General features: G+C 68.7%; 21 protein-coding genes and 1 pseudogene. 15 read left to right on the forward strand and 7 right to left on the reverse strand.

Annotation, left to right across the window (positions count from 1 at the left end; translation table 11 throughout):
- Positions 1-69: 69 nt before the first annotated feature.
- The 6 genes from MKL20_RS24990 to MKL20_RS25015 all read left to right on the forward strand — a co-directional run bounded on the left by MKL20_RS24990 (position 70) and on the right by MKL20_RS25015 (position 6,053).
- Positions 70-1,488, forward strand: a complete 1,419-nt coding sequence (locus tag MKL20_RS24990; protein ID WP_244038924.1) for an L-lactate permease — start codon at positions 70-72, stop codon at positions 1,486-1,488.
- Between the two features lie 458 nt (positions 1,489-1,946).
- On the forward strand, positions 1,947-2,723 hold the full coding sequence (locus tag MKL20_RS24995) for an amino acid ABC transporter substrate-binding protein (RefSeq protein WP_244038976.1): 777 nt from the start codon (positions 1,947-1,949) through the stop codon (positions 2,721-2,723).
- Positions 2,724-3,093: 370 nt separating this feature from the next.
- A complete protein-coding gene (locus MKL20_RS25000; RefSeq protein WP_243967653.1) occupies positions 3,094-3,774 on the forward strand; it encodes an amino acid ABC transporter permease in 681 nt (226 codons plus the stop codon).
- Positions 3,771-4,526 carry an amino acid ABC transporter ATP-binding protein gene (locus tag MKL20_RS25005; RefSeq protein WP_244038925.1) on the forward strand — a complete coding sequence of 252 codons (756 nt, stop codon included), beginning with the start codon at positions 3,771-3,773 and terminating at the stop codon, positions 4,524-4,526. The genes MKL20_RS25000 and MKL20_RS25005 overlap by 4 nt, the downstream gene beginning before the upstream one ends.
- A gap of 410 nt (positions 4,527-4,936) precedes the next feature.
- On the forward strand, positions 4,937-5,686 hold the full coding sequence (locus tag MKL20_RS25010) for a Crp/Fnr family transcriptional regulator (protein ID WP_244038926.1): 750 nt from the start codon (positions 4,937-4,939) through the stop codon (positions 5,684-5,686).
- Between the two features lie 133 nt (positions 5,687-5,819).
- The gene (locus tag MKL20_RS25015; RefSeq protein ID WP_244038927.1) at positions 5,820-6,053 is read left to right on the forward strand and encodes a hypothetical protein; all 234 of its coding nucleotides are present in this window, start codon (positions 5,820-5,822) and stop codon (positions 6,051-6,053) included.
- 341 nt (positions 6,054-6,394) lie between these two features.
- On the opposite strand, the gene MKL20_RS25020 is transcribed toward MKL20_RS25015, so the two are convergent.
- The gene (locus MKL20_RS25020; RefSeq protein WP_244038928.1) at positions 6,395-6,730 is read right to left on the reverse strand and encodes a HigA family addiction module antitoxin; all 336 of its coding nucleotides are present in this window, start codon (positions 6,728-6,730) and stop codon (positions 6,395-6,397) included.
- A 777-nt stretch (positions 6,731-7,507) separates the two neighbouring features.
- Between MKL20_RS25020 and MKL20_RS25025 the strand changes: the two genes are divergently transcribed.
- Positions 7,508-8,248: a DUF4336 domain-containing protein gene (locus MKL20_RS25025; RefSeq protein ID WP_244038929.1), complete on the forward strand. Its 741-nt coding sequence runs from the start codon at positions 7,508-7,510 to the stop codon at positions 8,246-8,248.
- Between the two features lie 12 nt (positions 8,249-8,260).
- Here MKL20_RS25025 and MKL20_RS25030 read toward each other — a convergent pair whose 3' ends face one another.
- Entirely contained in the window at positions 8,261-8,545 is a 285-nt protein-coding gene (locus MKL20_RS25030) for a hypothetical protein (protein ID WP_244038930.1), read from the reverse strand.
- Between the two features lie 76 nt (positions 8,546-8,621).
- Positions 8,622-8,978 (reverse strand): hypothetical protein, encoded by a 357-nt coding sequence (locus MKL20_RS25035; protein ID WP_243967665.1) that lies wholly within the window; start codon positions 8,976-8,978, stop codon positions 8,622-8,624.
- 147 nt (positions 8,979-9,125) lie between these two features.
- Between MKL20_RS25035 and MKL20_RS25040 the strand changes: the two genes are divergently transcribed.
- The gene (locus MKL20_RS25040) at positions 9,126-9,464 is read left to right on the forward strand and encodes a hypothetical protein (RefSeq protein ID WP_244038931.1); all 339 of its coding nucleotides are present in this window, start codon (positions 9,126-9,128) and stop codon (positions 9,462-9,464) included.
- 136 nt (positions 9,465-9,600) lie between these two features.
- Here MKL20_RS25040 and MKL20_RS25045 read toward each other — a convergent pair whose 3' ends face one another.
- Complete coding sequence (locus MKL20_RS25045; protein WP_243967669.1) at positions 9,601-9,843, reverse strand: hypothetical protein; 243 nt, start codon at positions 9,841-9,843, stop codon at positions 9,601-9,603.
- Positions 9,844-9,999: 156 nt separating this feature from the next.
- On the opposite strand from MKL20_RS25045, the gene MKL20_RS25050 reads away from it, so the two are divergent.
- Positions 10,000-10,233 (forward strand): DUF2171 domain-containing protein, encoded by a 234-nt coding sequence (locus MKL20_RS25050; protein WP_092037671.1) that lies wholly within the window; start codon positions 10,000-10,002, stop codon positions 10,231-10,233.
- A gap of 9 nt (positions 10,234-10,242) precedes the next feature.
- On the opposite strand, the gene MKL20_RS25055 is transcribed toward MKL20_RS25050, so the two are convergent.
- Entirely contained in the window at positions 10,243-10,569 is a 327-nt protein-coding gene (locus MKL20_RS25055; RefSeq protein ID WP_244038932.1) for a hypothetical protein, read from the reverse strand.
- 243 nt (positions 10,570-10,812) lie between these two features.
- On the opposite strand from MKL20_RS25055, the gene MKL20_RS25060 reads away from it, so the two are divergent.
- From MKL20_RS25060 to MKL20_RS25085, 6 genes are all read left to right on the forward strand, one after another.
- A complete protein-coding gene (locus MKL20_RS25060; RefSeq protein ID WP_243968005.1) occupies positions 10,813-11,184 on the forward strand; it encodes a hypothetical protein in 372 nt (123 codons plus the stop codon).
- A gap of 60 nt (positions 11,185-11,244) precedes the next feature.
- Positions 11,245-11,526, forward strand: a complete 282-nt coding sequence (locus MKL20_RS25065) for a hypothetical protein (RefSeq protein ID WP_244038933.1) — start codon at positions 11,245-11,247, stop codon at positions 11,524-11,526.
- A 335-nt stretch (positions 11,527-11,861) separates the two neighbouring features.
- The gene (locus tag MKL20_RS25070; protein WP_244038934.1) at positions 11,862-12,353 is read left to right on the forward strand and encodes a MucR family transcriptional regulator; all 492 of its coding nucleotides are present in this window, start codon (positions 11,862-11,864) and stop codon (positions 12,351-12,353) included.
- Positions 12,354-12,522: 169 nt separating this feature from the next.
- Positions 12,523-12,666, forward strand: a complete 144-nt coding sequence (locus MKL20_RS25075; RefSeq protein ID WP_244038935.1) for a hypothetical protein — start codon at positions 12,523-12,525, stop codon at positions 12,664-12,666.
- 36 nt (positions 12,667-12,702) lie between these two features.
- Positions 12,703-14,016: an MFS transporter gene (locus MKL20_RS25080; RefSeq protein WP_244038936.1), complete on the forward strand. Its 1,314-nt coding sequence runs from the start codon at positions 12,703-12,705 to the stop codon at positions 14,014-14,016.
- Between the two features lie 51 nt (positions 14,017-14,067).
- On the forward strand, positions 14,068-15,123 hold the full coding sequence (locus MKL20_RS25085) for a zinc ribbon domain-containing protein (RefSeq protein WP_244038937.1): 1,056 nt from the start codon (positions 14,068-14,070) through the stop codon (positions 15,121-15,123).
- Positions 15,124-15,235: 112 nt separating this feature from the next.
- On the opposite strand, the gene MKL20_RS25090 is transcribed toward MKL20_RS25085, so the two are convergent.
- Together MKL20_RS25090 and MKL20_RS33300 are read right to left on the reverse strand one after the other, a co-directional pair.
- Entirely contained in the window at positions 15,236-16,912 is a 1,677-nt protein-coding gene (locus MKL20_RS25090; RefSeq protein ID WP_409568198.1) for an ATP-binding protein, read from the reverse strand.
- A pseudogene (locus MKL20_RS33300) lies at positions 16,904-17,656 on the reverse strand (PAS domain-containing protein); the annotation flags it as partial. The gene MKL20_RS25090 and the pseudogene MKL20_RS33300, both read right to left, overlap by 9 nt.
- Positions 17,657-17,730: the final 74 nt, after the last annotated feature.

Below are 17,730 nucleotides of genomic sequence, written 5' to 3' on the forward strand. Positions count from 1 at the left end.
GCCCGCCCTCCCCTTGACTCATGCAGATATGCAAAAATAATTGCTGATCTGCAATTCCACGACTCGTTTATGCCCCTGCTCCTGCCCGCCCTCCTCAGCGCCCTGCCGGTCGTCACCGTCCTGCTGGCCCTGGCGCTGGGCCTGCGATCCCTGAGCGCCGCCCTGCTCGGCACCGCCGCCGCCGGCCTGGCGATCGGGCTGGGCTTTCCGATTCCCCCGGCCGCCATACCGGACATCCTGATCCACTGGCTGCCCATCCTGGCGGAAGTCCTGCTCATCGTCGCCGGCGGCCTGCTCCTGTCCGAGACCCTGCGCCATGCCGGGGCGCAGGCCGCGCTGGCGGATTGGCTCCGCGGACGAGCGGGGCACGGGGTCGGGGCGGTGCTGCTCGTGGTCCACGGCATTACGCCCTTCGCCGAATCGGTGACGGGCTTCGGCATCGGCGTCACCATCGGGATTCCCCTGCTCGCGTGCTTCGGCCTGCCGGCCCGCACGGTGGCGGTGATCGGGCTGCTCGGCCTCTGCGCGGTCCCGTGGGGCTCGATGGCGCCGGGGACGCTGATCGCCGCCACCCTGGCCGACATCCCGTTCCAGGCGCTCGGCGTCCGGTCCGCCTGCCTCAGCGTCATCCCCTTCGCGGTCACGGGCGTCGTGGCGGCCTGGCTCGCCAGCGCCCCGGACGGCCGCGGCCGAGCCGTGTGGCAGGGCATCCTCTCCGGGCTGGTGCTGACGCTTGCGGTGACGGCGGTCAACGCGGTGATCGGGACACCGCCGGCCGGAGCGCTCGGGGCGCTGGTTGTGATCGCGCTTCACCTCCTCTGGGCACCGCAGCGGGGGCGCGTGAGCCTCGGGGCGAGCGGGCTTCGGGCCGTCCAGGCCTACGGCGTGCTGCTCGGGGGCGTGTTGATCGCCGGCGGGCTCACCACGACGCTTGCCGGCTTGTCCGGGGCATGGCGCTATCTCGCCTCTCCGGCACTCTGGCTGTTCGTGGCGACGGCCTGGTTCGCGCGCGGCGTGCCGCCCGCGCCTCCGTTGCGGAAAGCCTGGACCGCGTGGGTGCAGGTGGCGCCGGTCACCGGCCTGTTCATCGGGCTCGGCGTGCTGATGGCGGTCTCGGGGATGGCCGCCTTCCTGGCCCGGACGCTGGCCGGGGCCGGGACGGCCTATCTGGCCGCCGCCCCGTTCGTGGCGGCGGCGGGTGGCTTCGTGACCGGGTCCAACAGCGGCGCCAACGCCATGTTCGCCGCCACCCAGGCGGCGATCGCCCGCGCGCTGGGCGTCGATGTCCTGTGGTTCATGGCGGTCCACAACGTCGCCGCGGCGTTTCTGCTGATGGCCTCGCCCGGCAAGATCGAGATGGCGGTCCAGCTCGCCGGGGGCGAGGCCGCGCGCCAGCGGCGCTGGATCCAGACCACGATCCTCGGCGTCGCCGCCGTGGTCGTCGTCGCGCTCGCCGCGGCGAATGTGGGTCTCGCGACGCTGCGATGACATCCGGCCAGAAGCCCGATCTCGGCCCGAAGAAAATATTCTTCCTTACCAACAGCTTGAAGGCCCGATCGACGCTCGACCGTCCCCCCTGTCATCCCAAAGGCGCGAAGTGGAGCCGGGGAGCCGGAAACAGTCTTGGATCAAGGTCTTGGCCCATCAGCGACTCACGCTGCCGGGCCGGTTCGCCCCGCGCCGAATGCCGGGCCGGTTCACGGACCGGAAGAACCAATCCGCGAGAATTCCGCAGCATCTTGGAAGACCTTGCTTTCCGGCGATGGACCTGCGCCGGGGCGGCGTAGGCGCCAACGGCCACGCTTGGTATAGGACACGTGGTTTGGCGCCGTCGGTGACGACTCGGCGACGAGCCGCCCCGTTTTCCCGTCCCGACCCAGTCGTCCCGGCCTTCCGAACAGGCGGTCCGGGTGAGGTTCGAGACGATCGATCTGGAGTTCATCGTGATGCGTATTGTTTCCGCCTCCGTCGCGGCCGTTTTCGCCGCAGCCGCGCTTCTCCTCGGCGCGCCGGCGCGGGCCGACGACCTCGACGCGATCCGCGCCGCCAAGACCCTGCGGATCGGCACCGAGGGGACCTACGCGCCGTTCAGCTTCCACGACGCCTCCGGGGCGCTGGTTGGCTTCGACGTGGAGATCGGCCGCAAGGTCGCCGAGAAGCTCGGTGTCACGCCGCAGTTCGTCGAGGGCAAGTGGGACGGCCTGATCGCCGGGCTCGACGCCAAGCGCTACGACGTGGTGATCAACCAAGTCAGCATCACCAAGGAGCGCCAGGCGAAGTTCGACTTCTCCGAGCCGTATATCCGCTCCCGCGCCGTGGTGATCACCCGGGCCGACAACACCGCGATCAAGTCTTTCGCCGACCTGAAGGGCAAGAAGTCCGCCCAGAGCCTGAGCAGCAACTTCGCGCGGCTCGCCACCGAGGCCGGGGCCGAGCTGGTCGGCACCGACGGGTTCGACCAGTCGATCCAGTTGGTCGTCACCGGCCGCGCCGATGCCACCCTCAACGACAACGTGTCGTTCCTCGACTTCCACAAGAAGCAGCCGAACGCGCCGGTGAAGATCGTCGCCCAGAAGGACGACGCGGACGCCTCCGGCATCCTCCTGCGCAAGAACAACCCCGCCCTGAAGGCGGCCATCGACAAGGCGCTCGCGGAGATCAAGGCGGACGGCAGCTACGCGGCGATCGCGCAGACGTATTTCGGGGCGGACGTTTCGCAGTAGATACGCGCCCTCCCCTTCTGGGGGTGACGACGTGCCCATATCGGTCCACGCAGATCGCGACATGCCCCCTCTCCCGTGCGGGAGAGGGTCGGGGTGAGGGACCGGGGTCTTCCGGAGAGGTCGCATCCCTCACCCTGTCCCTCTCCCGCACGGGAGAGGGGACCCGCCTCACATCCGGATGCCCTTGCTTCTGCTGGTCGCAGCGGGGCGCGCGCGTGTCATGCCTGGACAGGGTGTCATTCCGAGGCGTGGATGGTCCGCAACGCGGTGCGGGAATCGGCCCGCCCCCGATAGAGCCGGCAAAATCCCGCGCGGCCCGCGCCGCAAACCCGTATAGACCCTCGCCCGATCCTGCAGGAAACACCGTCCCGTGCCGCACTGGCTCGACCTCATGCTCCAGTCGCTCGGGCCGCTGCTCGAAGCCTGTCTCCGGTTCACGATACCGCTGACGCTGATCGCCTTCGTGCTCGGGCTGAGCCTCGCCCTGGTGATCGCCCTCACGCGGCTGTTCGGGCCGCGGCCGCTGGCGGCCCTGGCCTGGACCTATGTCTGGATTTTTCGCGGCACACCGCTCCTCGTCCAGCTGTTCGTGATCTTCTACGGCCTGCCGAGCGTCGGCATCCTGATCGATGCGTTTCCGGCCGCGGTGATCGGCTTCACCCTCAATATCGGCGCCTACGCGTCCGAGATCGTGCGCGCCGCGATCGCGTCGATCCCGAAGGGGCAGTGGGAGGCCGCCTACGCCACCGGCATGACCCCGGCCCAGGCGATGCGCCGCACGATCCTGCCGCAGGCGGCGCGGGTGGCGGTGCCGTCCCTGTCCAACACCTTCATCGCCCTGGTGAAGGATACCTCGCTCGCCGCCGCCATCACGGTGCCGGAGATGTTCCAGGCGGCCCAGCGCATCGTCGCAGTCACCTACGAGCCGCTGATCCTCTATGTCGAGGCGGCGCTCATCTACCTCGTGCTGTGCTCCGCCCTGTCCTGGCTCCAGAGCCGGCTGGAGCGGCGGCTCGGACGCTATGGCGGCTATCTGGAGGCCCGGGCATGATCGCCCTCCAGGCCATCGAAAAGCGCTTCGGCGACACTCCGATCCTGCGCGGCATCGACCTGACGGTGCCGGAGGGCCAGGTCACGGCGCTGATCGGGCCGTCCGGCTCGGGCAAGTCGACGCTGCTGCGCTGCGTGAACCTGCTGGAGATCCCGCAGGCCGGCACGCTCGTGCTCGGCGATCAGCGCCTCGACTTCCGGCCCGGCGCGCCGCCGGCCCGGCGGGACGTGCTCGCGGTGCGCCGCCAGACCGGCATGGTGTTCCAGAATTTCCAGCTGTTTCCCCACCGCACGGTGATCGAGAACATCACCGAGGGGCTGATCACGGTCGGCAAATGGCCGAAGGCGGCGGCGCGGGTCCGGGCGCTGGAATTGCTGGAGCGGGTCGGCCTCGCCCACAAGGCCGAGGCCTGGCCGGCGAGCCTCTCCGGCGGCCAGCAGCAGCGCGTGGCGATCGCCCGGGCGCTGGCCCCCTCCCCGCGCCTGCTGCTCTGCGACGAGCCGACTTCGGCGCTGGATCCCGAGCTCGCCGCCGAGGTGGTGGACGTGCTGGCCGGCCTCGCCCGCGAGGGCATGACCATGCTGATGGCGACCCACGACCTGCGCCTCGCCCGGCGGGTCGCCGACGCGGTGGTGTTCCTCGACGGCGGCACCTTCGTGGAGCAGGGCCCGCCCGCCGAGCTGTTCGCCCGGCCCGCCGATCCGCGCACCCGCCGCTTCGTCCAGACGCTGCTCGGCGAGGTCGGGGGCTGAGCGTCGGCTGGACAGGCAGCGCAGGCTCAGGAGGTCGTCGCAGGCCATGCCGCAGCCGGGCGAGGACCGGACGTCGACCGATACGTCCGAGATGATCATGCGATATCGGACAGATCAAACCTCATCCCGAAAGATGGAGATCAGGCGTCTGACTCGATCGTCAGCACCGTTCCGGTGCAAATGCGGTCGTTCGCGTGGGATCGTATCCGCATGACGCGCCAATGCATCGAAAAGCCCAATGGTAAGAAATTTACATTGGATCGAAGACGGCATTCGGACGCACTTTTCTGTCAAATTCTTACGTTGCAGCGACCGAAACCAGGCCTTAGCGGAGGTGGGTTGTCGGCTACGTCCAGGGCGTCGACGATTGAGGGACCGCTTGTGCCCTGGCCCGATACGCATGAGACCCCGTGGCACAGCTTCAGCAGGCCGATCTGGGCAACCGCCTTCTCCGGGCGCTCGCACCGGACGATTTCTTGGCGCTGCAGCCCGCGTTGCGCCCGGAAGACATGGCCGTCCGGCAGATCCTGATCGCCCCCAAAACGAAGATCGAGACCGCCTACTTCGTGGAGACCGGCATCGTCTCCGTGACGAACGACGGCGCGCGCGGCCGGGTGGAGATCGGGCTGATCGGCCGTGAAGGTTTGGTCGGGGCCGCCCCCGTCCTGCTCGGTGACGACCGCACCCCCTACACACATTTCGTGCAGGCGCCCGGCCACATGCTGTCGATCGATGCGCGCGTGCTGCTCGGGGTGGTGGAGGCACGTCCGGCCATGCGCCTCGTGCTGCTCCGCTACATCCACACCCACTTCGCCCAGACCGCGCAGACGGCCTTCGCCAATGCGCGGGGCAACACCCCGATGCGGCTGGCCCGGTGGTTGCTGATGTACCAGGACCGGAGCGACGGCGACGCCGTGATGGTCACGCACGAGTTCATGTCGCTGATGCTGGGCGTCGAACGGCCCGGTGTGACGGCCGCCCTGAGACGGCTTGAGCGGGACGGCTTCGTGCGCACGCACCGCGGCCTCGTCGAGATCATCGACCGCGAGGGCCTGCTCGACCTCGCGGGCGACAGCTACGGCACGGCCGAGGCCGAGTATGACCGTCTGATCGGTGGGTTCGGTGCCGGAATCCGCAGCAACTTGGTGGCGTCGTCTTAGAGCCGTTGATTCAACGCCCTCGCTAACGCCGAACCGGTATCCACTTCGGCGGCGCGTGCTGTAGCGGCCGCCAGGATCGATGGCGGCTTCTCCCGCGTTCTTCCAGTGAGCGTGCCGCCCAAGGAGGATCGTCGTGGGACTCAGTGCTTTCGTTTTCTTCGTCGTGCCCTGGATGCTCGTCGCGGCCTGGCTGTTCCGGTCATCGGGCGGTTTCCGGATGGGCGTGCCAGCGACGCCCTGGCGCGCGTTGACGGACTTTCCGGATCCTCAGCGAGACCAGCGGACCATGGTCGACACCAGCACCGTACCGAAAGGCGCGGCGACGGATACCGATGACGACAAGCATCGGCCGTTCCAGGCGGGGTGAGCCCGGCGAGGCATCCGACCAGCTCTTATGGATCACCCGCTGGGTGGCGGCCGTCGTTACCGGATGCGATGCCGGGACACCTGTGTCGGCGGCCCTTTCGATAGCGGGATCGCCTCGACCCGGCTGCCTCGATCGCGACGTTGGTCGCGATGGTCGCCGAGGGAGTCGGCAACGGAGCGGTGGAGAATTACCGAGTACGAGCCCACAGGGTCGTAGGAAACGCTCGACCGCCTCCCTTTTTCCCGCCCTATGATCCTGAGGGCCCTCGGCCGGTCATTCCGTGGCTTCAACGGGCGACCCGGCAGCTGGATGTCGGGTCGCATCCCGGCAGCGAGACAGTCCTACCCGAATGCGCGCAAAAGCCCGGTCGCTTGCGGCTTTGTTTGGCCCCGGAACTGGCTCTGACGAGCCTGCTCGCGCTTCCGCACCTTGGCGATGTCGAACTGCTTCTGCATCTCCATCATGGCTTCCATTTCAAATCCGAACGTCTTTTCGATTTTGAAAGCCAGTTCAGCAGATAGACTGGTCTTCTCACTCAGGAAATCGGACAGCGATTGGCGGGTGACGCCGAGAAGGGCGGCCGCGGCCATCACGGTCAAATTGCGGGGTTCGACGATATTGCGGCGCATAAAAGCGCCCGGATGGCATGGATTCTTCAACGCGTAGGGAATGCCCATCATATTTTCCTTACAACAGCGTTGGACTAGGGTTTCTTCGTTGATCAGCACAAATCCAGCGACAGTGATCGGGTCTCTCCGCGGATGCTCCTCAACATCCAGAACTGTTCTGGTTCGTCCTAAGCACCAAGAGGGATCTGAGAGAGACACCTCGATGCAACGCTCCAAATCCGCTCAAGTTGCATCGTCGTTCACGCTCTCAGCCGATCGTATCGGACAACAATATCAACGCGCCGGAATTTTTATACTGCAGCATTCGCATGACTATAACTTATCGTATCACTCACATCAAACGACGTCTTATCTTGATGGTCCTCCAGCGAGCAGCGCGCAAATTATAAATCACAACATCGCCGGTCAATCGATATACAACACAAATCAAGCCGTCGAAGAATTTCGCAATCGGTACTATTGTGAGCATAATTTTAGATCTATAGACAGAAATTAATAAGCACGAGGCAGGTTATCGAACCCAATTTAGATCGAACGACGAACAATGCGTTCGGGAGCAGGTCGCTTTTAAACGGTGCGCGAGGAGCATCGCCCTCAAGCTGGCCCCATCCGAAGTGTTGGACGAGGCGTGGAGCCGCTCGCGGGCTGGCTGACGATCACCACTTGGAACAGCGCGCTCTCGCGACCGCCGCGCCTGCCACAGGTTATCTCCAGGCCTGAGCTGAGGAATCAGGGCTGCGGCGATCCATCCGGGAAATCCTGCGCCCTCCGCCGGTTGCCTGACGATCCGGCCGTGACGCCGGAGGCAACCGAGAGGACCGGGCCTTGCCTGAAGCGACGTATCCGCCCCTCGACGTGCTCAAGCCCGTGGCCGAGGGCGTCTGGATCGTCGACAGCGGTCCCCTGCGGATCCTCGGGATGCCGCTTCCCGTCCGGATGACGGTGATCCGGCTCGGCGACGGCAGCCTGTGGCTCCACTCGCCGACGCGCTACGATGCGGCCCTGCACCGGGCGATCGCGGCGCTGGGGCCGATCCGCCACCTCGTCGCGCCCAATATCGCCCATTGGACCTTCCTGAAGGACTGGCAGAGCCATTGCCCGGACGCCTTGACCTGGGCCGCCCCGAACCTGCGCCAACGCCGCCAGGTCCGCCGCGCCGGCCTGCGGATCGACCGCGTGCTCGACGATGGGGCGCCGCCCGAATGGGCCTCGGACCTGCGCCAGATCGTGGTCCCGGGCGGCCTCGGCTTCCGCGAGGTCGCGTTCTTCCATGGGCGCAGCCGGACGCTTGTTCTGACCGATCTCGTGCTCAACCTGGAGCCGGCCAAGATGCCGGCGCTCCTGCGGCCGCTGCTGCGCCTGGCCGGCATGACCGCGCCGGGGGGCCAGCCGCCGCCCTATCTGCGCCTCGTGATCAAGCTGCGCCGGCGCGATGCCGCGCGGGCCGCGGCGGAACTCGTCGCGCTCAAGCCCGACGCCGTGATCTTCGCGCACGGGCTGTGGTTCGCCCAGGGTGGCACCGACCGCCTGCGACGCTCGCTGCGCTGGCTCGGCGATTTTTCTTAATGATGCAGAGACTTAACGGCCCTCCCCGGCCGGATCCGGCGCCTCGGCATCCTCCTCCGTGCCGGAGCCGTCCAGGGACTTGGCCAGCTCCATCAGCACCTCTTCGACCATGGGCGGCCACGGCACCCTCTCCTCGTCGAGGAGCCGCGCGGCGCCGACCAGGGCGTTGATCTGCTCCTCGTAGACCGGCCGCTGGACCAGCTGCGCGTACCGGACCCGGGCAGCCAGGGCGGTCGCGAGGCGCTGGACTTCTGCGATCCGTGCGCTCGACGCGCCGGCGCCATCCCGGTTGCCCATCCCTCACCCCTCTCGAATCCGCGCGGGGTCTAGATAGGCCCCAGGACAGGGCCACGGGGCAATCCCGTCGGCGCGCTCAGCTCGACCGGCGCGCATCCTCAATGAGGCGGGGCGCGACCTCGGCGAGGAGCTTCCGCTTTCCGGACCTGTGGCGGACGAAGTCGTCGAGGGGCTTGCAGGCCGGCAGGCCGGGCGCGTCGCTCGGTGCTGCGACGGCGGCGACCTCCGGTGGTGACGCATCCTCCGTCAACTCGACCCGCTGGCCGATCAGATAGGCTTCCAGATCGATGAGCCGGTGGCGCAACCGCCAGATGTCGTTCTCGACGCCGTTCAATTGAACCAGCAGATCGGACACGGTCCCCTCACGGGCCGCGATGGCGGCCAGGACACTGGCCCGCTCGTTCAGCAGCACCGCCTTGACGGTCGGGTTCATGGTGAGCCCCTCGATCGTGAGGGTGCCACTAACCGGCGCTCCAGCTTGGCCGGCAAGCCTCAATAGGGCTTAGTCGATACCCCGGATGGTGGGGCCGTGATCCCAGCCAGCCGAGCGCCACGCGAAGGTGATCCTTGCATCCCGCTCATGCGCGAGAACGGAACTTTCGACCGGCAGGTGCGTCAGTTCCACGCAGATAAAAAGCGCCGGGAGGTACCTATGCGCGCGCCACTCAAGATCGCCACGCTCGTCGTTCTGGCCCTGGGCACGCAGCCCGTCTGGGCCCAACCCGTGAGCCAGACGGGAACCGGCGGTGGCCCGGCCACGGCCGCGAAAGCACCCCACACTGCGGCCACCGGCCAGACGGTGCCGAACCCCGGCGCGCTCGGACCCAACGAGACCGGCAGCATCGAGCGGCGCAGCCCGCTCGAGCAGCGCAACGACGCGATCACCCGCGGCATCTGCATCGGCTGCGCGCGCCAGTAGCGGTCTCCGGAATGCAGGGCGACCGGATCGCCCCGCTAGCGCGTCGTGCCAGATATCGGAACCGGCACAACGCGCTAGCTTTTTGATTGGCATCGTCTCTTTCCGAAAGCCGGCGGCCACCTTTCGGGACGATGCTCTAGCTCTCCGCCCGCAGGCTCTTGATGATGCGGCTAGCGATCTTGCGCACGGCCGCGTCGTCCCGCTCCGCACCCTCGGCCCGGTCCCATAGGTGGTCCAGGCTGCGGTCGAGCTCGTCCAGCAGCTCCGGATGGCGCTGGGCGAGGAAGCGGATCGTGCCGAACAGCAGGTGCTCGGTCGCCATCTCGTGCCGACGGGCGTCGGCGACTTGGTCCAGCGGGGCGGGCGTTGAATCGGTCATGGCGGATCAACGAGCCGCGCCTGCACCGGTTCAGCGGCGCCCGCGCGGTGCGACGCCGCGGAGCCCGCCCCCCCCGACGGCCTGGGTCTGGATGGCGCGGCCCGGAACTGCGCCGCCCGGCGCGCGGTTTGACGCGGCACGACAGGGAGAAAACCGATGGTTGATGCCGCCCAGATTCAGGAACACGCCGAGGTTGTTGGCTCGGACGGGGCCCATGTCGGCACCGTCGATCACATCGACAAAGGCGAGATCAAGCTGACCAAGCGCGATGCAGCGGCGGGCGGCCTGCACCACTACATCCCGCTCGATTTCGTCCGGGCCGTCGAGGGCGGCAAGGTCCATCTCGACCGGCCGGCCGACGAGGTGAAGCGCGAGTGGTCGACCTCCTGACCGGCGGCGTCAGCGCCGGAGACCGCCGATCCAGGCGGTGAGCGGCTCCACGAACGCCGCCCAGGTCCGGGACCAGACGGTCCCGGTCCGGCCATCCTGCGTCGGTCCGGCGGCCATCAGCGAGGCCACGAAGGCATCCTCCTGGGCCTTGCATTCGTCGAGGGCGTTGCGCTCGTCCCCGGCCCGGCTCTGGCCGGGCGGCTGGTGGGCGTAGGATTCCCGCAGGCAGCGGTGCCAAGCCAGTTCGAGCGCGCGCGGATCGGCCGGCGCGGCCGCCATCGCAACCGACCCGACATCGATCAGCACGAGCATCGCGAGAGGGCTGAGCACGGGCATGCGCATCCCGCTCTTATGCCCGATTCGCCGATCCTTTGCCTAGAACGAACGAGCAACAGTGGCGCGATCGGGAGCCTCCCCGACCGCGCGCGGCGCTAACCCTTTGCGATCACGCCGGACTCGGCAACGCGCCGGTGCTGCGTCGGCTTTCTGTGTCCGGGCCGCCGAACTGCAACAGCTTCCGGTCCGCAGGCCCTGTATGCGGGAGAGGTCGGCGCGGTGTTTCGAGACGCGGGGCTCATGATGGACAAGTGGGTGCTGAGCCTGGTGCGACTTGCAGCCTGGATCCTCGTCGCGGCGATCGTCGCGATCACGCTGGTGCCGATCGGCCTGCGCCCGGTGGTGACGGCCAATCCGAGTTTCGAGCGGGCGGCCGCCTACGCGCTGGCCGGGCTGCTGTTGACCCTGGGCTACCCGCGGCGCTGGCCCTGGATTCTGCTCGGCGCCGTCCTGCTGGCCGGCGGCCTGGAAGCCGGTCAGACGCTGACCGGCACCCGCCACGGCCGGTTCGACGATTTCCTGGTGAAGGCGGCGGCTGCCGTCGCTGGCGGGATCGTCGGTCTCGCGGTCGCCTCCTGGACGGCCCGCCACCTGCAGGCCCGCACGAGCGGCTGAGGCGGAAACCGCCGAGCTTCCGGGACGTTGTCGTCCCGGGCTCTCATGCGAGGTACTGCGATGTTCGGCGCAGGCAAGCTCACGGGGCGGTTCTGGTTTCGCAGAACCTGGACGGGCAAGCTGATCCTGCTCGTCGAGGAAGAGAAGCCGCGGTGGTTCAGCCGCCGACATCTGACCAAGCTGCGCTGGCGCGACGCGCGGCTGCTCGATCTGGCCGAGGCGCCGATGCGCACGCTGATGAATCTGGAGCGCAGCTACCGGGCGGATTACGCGTCGAGCGCGACGCCGCCGAGCAAGCGCGGGGCGATCCCGACGCCGATCGCGCGCGCCGCCAACGCCTGAGCGCAAGGGCGCGGGCCGAGCATGAAGGGCAAGGCTCGGCCCGCCTGTCGTTCGGCTTCCTGCCCCGCGAAGCCGGAGCGACGCTTCGAGAGACCACGGCGCCGTTAAGACTTCCTGAACGGCGCCGCCGCGCGGTCGATCCGCGCAAGTTGCCTAGGGCATGGGCAGAATAGCGCTGTGCCGGGCCCGCTGTTGCGGGATAACCACTTTATGCTGGTATTCAACAGATACTTTGACCAACAACAGGGGCGATCACCTGTTTTTGCTCAGATAGGCGCTTGACTGGCGGCAGATAGAGCGATGTTCATCGCGCAGTTCCGCATCGAGAGCCGCCCATGGAAGACAACACCGCGTTTCCGCAAGACGATCAGGTCGATGTCATCGCTCTGACCGCCGACATCGTGTCGGCTTACGTGTCCAACAACTCCGTGCCGATGCCCGAACTGCCGACCCTGCTGGCGCGTGTTCACGAGGCCCTGAGCGGCCTGGGTCAGGTCGGCGCGCCCGCCGAGCCGGAGCCGAAGAAGATCACCTCCGGCCAGGTCCGGAAGTCGATCACGCCCGACGCGCTGATCAGCTTCATCGACGGCAAGCCGTACAAGACGCTGAAGCGGCACCTCACGGGGCACGGCCTGACCATCGAGACGTATCGGGAGCGCTTCGGGCTGCCGCGCGACTACCCGACGACGGCCGCCAACTACTCGGCCATGCGCGCCGAGTTCGCCCGGACCGCGGGCCTCGGCCACAAGCGCCGGAAGTCGCCCCCGAAATCCGCCGAGACCGGCGAGGCGCCGGCGAAAGCCGCCCGAGCCCGAAAGCCCGCGTAGGGTTACACGCGGTCCGGAAACCGGCGACAAATCGGAAGTCCTCACGCGGTGACGACTTCCGATCATCGGGCTTTCGCGGTAGATCGGCTGGCCAGGATCGGCATTCGAACCGACCGGCCGCGAGGAAACCCGAGATGAACCGCACGCGATACGCCGCGGCGACCCTCTGATGCCGTCCGGAACCGATCCCGGCGCGGGCGACCGGGCCGCCCTGTTCGGCGCGACCCGCGCGACCGCCTGCCTCTCCGCTATCGAACTCTTCGTCGCCGGATCGCCGAACCGGCGCTCCCGGAGCCTGCGCCCGCACCCGTGAGCGGCCCGGAGACGGCCGCCGACGAGGAGGATCACCATGGCCGAGTCTGAACTCGAACGCTCGGCGATGCGCCGCATCGGGTGGCGGCTCGTGCCGTTCCTGATCCTCGCCTATTTCGTGTCCTTCCTGGACCGGGTGAATGTCGGCTTCGCGGCCATCCAGATGAACCACGATGTCGGGCTGACCGCGACCGTGTTCGGCTGGGGCGCCGGGATCTTCTTCCTCGGCTATTTCTTGATGGAGGTGCCCAGCAACCTGATGCTGGAGCGTTTCGGGGCGCGGCTCTGGATCGCCCGGATCATGGCGACCTGGGGCGTCATCTCCATGGCCATGGCGCTGGTGCAGGGGCCGTGGTCGTTCATCGGCCTGCGCTTTCTGCTCGGCGTCGCCGAGGCCGGGTTCTTCCCGGGCGTGATCCTGTACCTGACCTACTGGTTCCCCTCGGCCTACCGGGCGCGGATCGTCGGCATCTTCATGATCTCGATCCCGATCTCGTCGTTCCTGGGCTCGCCGATCTCCGGGGCGCTGCTCGGCCTCAGCGGCTGGGGGCTCGCCGGCTGGCAATGGCTGTTCATCCTGGAGGGCCTGCCCGCACTCCTGATGGCGGGCGCCGTGCTGTGGTTCCTGCCCGACGGGCCGCGGCACGCGGGGTGGCTGCCCCCCGCCGAGCGGGACTGGCTGGAGGGACGCCTGAGGGAGGAATCGGCCCGGAACGCCGCCCGCACCGGCGGGACCGGCTCGCCGTCGCTGGGGACCATGCTGCGCGACCGCCGGCTGATCCTGTTCGCCGCGATCTATTTCGGTTCGACCGCCAGCAGCTACGGCCTGACCTTCTGGACGCCGCAGATCGTCAAGAGCTACGGCCTGACCAATGTCGAGACCGGCCTCTTGAACAGCATCCCCTACGGCGTCGCCTCCGTGGCGATGATCCTGTGGGGCCGGCACAGCGACCAGGTCGGCGAGCGGCGCTGGCACCTCGCCATCCCGTTCCTGGTCCTGGCGGCGGGGCTCGCGGGCGGCACGGTCCTGTCCGGCATCCTGCCGCTGGTCGGCGCGCTGACCGTGGCGGCGGTGGGCGTCTACATGCTGAAGGGGCCGTTCTGGGCCCTGGCGACCGAGGAGCTGCCGCCGGCCGCGGCCGCAGCCAGCATCGCGGCGATCAACGCGGTCGGCAATCTCGGCGGCTTCCTCGGCCCCTACCTGATCGGCGCGATCAAGGACGGCACCGGCAGCTTCACCCTGGCCCTGACGCCGCTGATCCTGTTCGCCCTGATCTCGGCCGGGCTGTCGCTCGTCCCGGGCCGGGCGCGCGCCGTACCGGCTGTACCGGGGACCGCGCCGGCCCGCTGACCGCCGGCTTATGCTAGAGCTTGCGGACAGTGGGTTTGTGGAGGCGACGGCGTGCGTGCTGGGTCCCGATTGTCCGAGCGTTGGTTCAACCTCGCCCTCTGGCTCGTCGCGCTGCTGTTCGCGTGGTTCCTGATCGGGCTGGGCTCCCTGGTCGTCGGCGACCTGCCGCAGGTGGAGCAGCGCTACACGCTCGAGCAGTTCCTCGAACCCGACCAGGCCCGGGCCTCGACCGAGACGCTGAAGCAGATCCGCCGGGAGATGGACGACACCCGGCGCCGGACCGGGCGGGACCAGCTCGCCCTGGAGGCGGCCCAGGCGGCGTCCGAGGGCGCCCGCGAGACCTTCGCCAACTGGTTGAAGACTCGGGACGCGACCCAGCGGGTCGACCAGGATCCCGGCCTGATCGACCGCACGAAGCAGCTCGACGCACTGAAAGATGCCGAGCGGGCGGTCGAGGACCGGCTGACCGAGTTGGCCCAGGCGCAAGCCGACCTGTCCGAGCGGGAGCAGGACCAGATCCGCGTGGACAATGCCCTGCGCGCGGCGGCCCAGCAAAAACTCGACGCGGCTGAGCGCGGCCAGGAGCTGCGGGTGTTCGGCTACCGGCTCGCCCTGACGCTGCCGCTGCTGGTGCTCGCCGGATGGCTGCTGATGAAGCGGCGGCACACGCGCAACTGGCCGTTCGTCTGGGGCTTCGCCTTCGCCGCCGCCTTCGCGTTCTTCGTCGAGCTGGTGCCGTACATGCCGAGCTACGGCGGCTACGTGCAGTACGGCGTCGGCGTGGTCGTCACGCTGGTCGGCGGACGCGCGGCGATCAACGCGCTCCACGCCTACCGGGCGCGCCAGGCGCAGGTCGAAGCGCGGCCCGACGCGGAGCGCCGCACCGAGATCGCCACCGATCAGGCCCTGGCCCGGCTCGCCAAGAAGGTCTGCCCGGGCTGCGAGCGGCCGGCGGCGCTCGGCGATCCGAACACGAATTTCTGCCCCCATTGCGGGCTCGGCCTGTTCGAGGATTGCCCCGCCTGCACGCAGCGCAAGAGCACCTTCGAGCGCTTCTGCCACGCCTGCGGCACCCCGGGCGCGGGCGCCGCGTTGCCGGCCGCCTAGAGCATCATCCCGAAAGGTGGTTGCTGCCTTTCGGAAAAAGATGATGCAAAACCAAGGTTATAGCGCATCGTCCCGGTTCCGATATCCGGGACGATGCGCTAGGGCGAAGCCCTCACTCGGCGGAGACCGGCACCGGCCGTCCGACCACCCGGCTCAGCACCCGCCCGAGCTGGTCCGCGGAATAGGGCTTGTGCAGCAGCTCGAAGCCGTGGGTACCCTCCTGGGCCAGGACGTGGCTGTAGCCGGAGGTCAGCAGCACCGGCAGGTCCGGCAGCCGGCGCGCCAGCTCCTGGGCCAGCGCCAGCCCGCCCATGCCGGGCATGACCACATCGGAGAACACCACCTCGAACCCGCCGCCGTCCCGGCCGAGCCGCTCCAGCGCCGCCTCGGCGTTGGCCGCCCAGACGGTCTCGTAGCCGAGATCCTGCAGGATCTGGGTGGCGAACTGGCCGACCTCGACATTGTCCTCGACCACCAGGACCCGCTGCCCTGCGCCGAGGGGCAGGATCGGCGCCGGGGCGGTCTCGGCCGCGTCGACCGCGCGATCCACGTCCACCTGCGGGAGATACAGGGTGAAGGTCGCCCCCTGCCCCGGCGCGCTGGTGACGTCAACGTTGCCGCCCGATTGCTTGGCGAAGCCGAACACCTGGGACAGGCCGAGCCCGGTGCCCTTGCCGACCTCCTTGGTGGTGAAGAACGGCTCGAACAGGCGGCCGAGATCGGCCTCCGAGATCCCGGCGCCGGTATCGGTCAGCGACACCGCCGCGAAGGCGGTGTCCGCCCCGGCATGGCCGCGGATCGCCGGCATGGTGCGGTTGCCCGCCAGCCGCAGGGTCAGGGTCCCCTCCCCGTCCATGGCGTCCCGGGCGTTGACCGCCATGTTGACCAGGGCGGTCTCGAACTGGCTGACATCGGCCCGGATGTAGCAGGGCGCGTCCGGCACCTCGGCGACCACCCGGACCCGGGCGCCGATCACCGTATCGAGCATGTCGGCGATGCCGCGGACCTTCTGGCCGACATGGAACACCTCGGGCTTCAGCGCCTGCCGGCGCGCGAAAGCGAGGAGCTGGCCGGTGAGCTTGGCGGCGCGGTCGACCGTGTCGGAGACGGCATCGAGGTAGCGGGCCTTGCGCGCCTCCGGCAGGTCGGGCCGGCGCAGGAAGTCCACGGACGAGCGGATGATCGTCAGCAGGTTGTTGAAATCATGCGCCACGCCGCCGGTGAGCTGGCCGACCGCCTCCATCTTCTGCGACTGGCGCAGGGCGTCCTCGGTCCGCATCAGCTCGCTGGTCCGCTCGGCGACGCGCTGCTCCAGCGTGTCGGTCAGGGTGCGCAGCATCATGATGGCGCGGTCGCGCTCGGCCTCGACGGCCCGGCGGTCCTCGACGTTGATCAGCACCCCCGGGAAGCTGAGCGGCGTCCCGTCCGGCGCGAGATCGACCCGGCCGTTGGCCTCGATCCAGTAATATTTTCCGTCGGTGCGCCGGACCCGGTACTGATGCGCGTAGGCGCCGCCGCGGGCGATCACCTCGTTGATCGCCGCGATCAGCCCCTGGCGATCCTCCGGATGAACCGTGGCGATCACCTGCTCCAGGCTGAGCCCGACCCGCCCGAGGGCCGGATCGAGGCCGAAGCTGCGGGCGAAGGCCTCGTCCACAGTGAACTCGTCGGCCTGCAGATCCCACACCCAGGTGCCGATGATCGCGCCCGCCGACAGGGCGAGCTGGATCCGGTCGGCGTAGAGCTGGGCCAGCGCCTGGCTCGCCTTCAGCTGCTGCTCGGCCAGCACGCGCTCGGTGGTCTCGACCACGACGGCGATGACCCCGGCCGGCTCGCCGGCCTCGTCGAGCACCGGCGAGTAATCGAGATTCATCCAGACCTGCTCGGGCCGGCCGTAGCGGTGCAGGGTGAGTTCCTGGTCCTTGTAGGACAGGGTGCCGCCGGCGAGCCCGACCCGCATGACGTTGTCGTTGAAATCGGCCACCTCGGGCCAGCCCTCGCGCACCTTCGAGCCGAGGAGTTGCGGATGCCGCCCGCCCGCGAAGGCCGAGTAGGCATCGTTGTAGATCATGATGCCGTCCGGTCCCCAGAGCAGCACGATCGGCACCGGCGACAGCAGCACGGTGCTGACCGCGGAGCGCAGGCTCTGGGACCAGGTCTCGATCGGGCCGAGCGGGGTGGTCGCCCAGTCATAGGCTCGGACGATCGCGCCGAGCTCGCCGCCCCCGGGCAGAAATGCGGCCGTGGCGCTCATGGCTGGCCCGGCCCGTGCGGTCGCGCGGACGCCCACGCCCGGTCGCGGGTCTCGCCGCCGTGCAGCGCCGCCCGCGATACGGGCTTCGGCAAGATCGATAGAGGTCCGCGTAGAGCCATGGCAGCGGCATCGCCCGTGGGGGCAAGTCTTACAAGCATGCGGTCGGCTGTGCCCGCATGTTTTCGTCCAGAGGCGCCATTCTGAGACCTGCCTGCCACAGTGCGGATCGACGGCTTCGGACCGGAGGCGGAGAGCCGGATGCCTGGGGCGAACGCGCATCCCGGCGGTTCGGTCGCAAAATCGGCCGGCTGTTCGACGCCATGACTGTGCCGGGGGGCATCACGACGCCCGAG

The sequence above is a fragment of the Methylobacterium sp. E-066 genome, assembly GCF_022829635.1.
GTDB lineage: Bacteria > Pseudomonadota > Alphaproteobacteria > Rhizobiales > Beijerinckiaceae > Methylobacterium.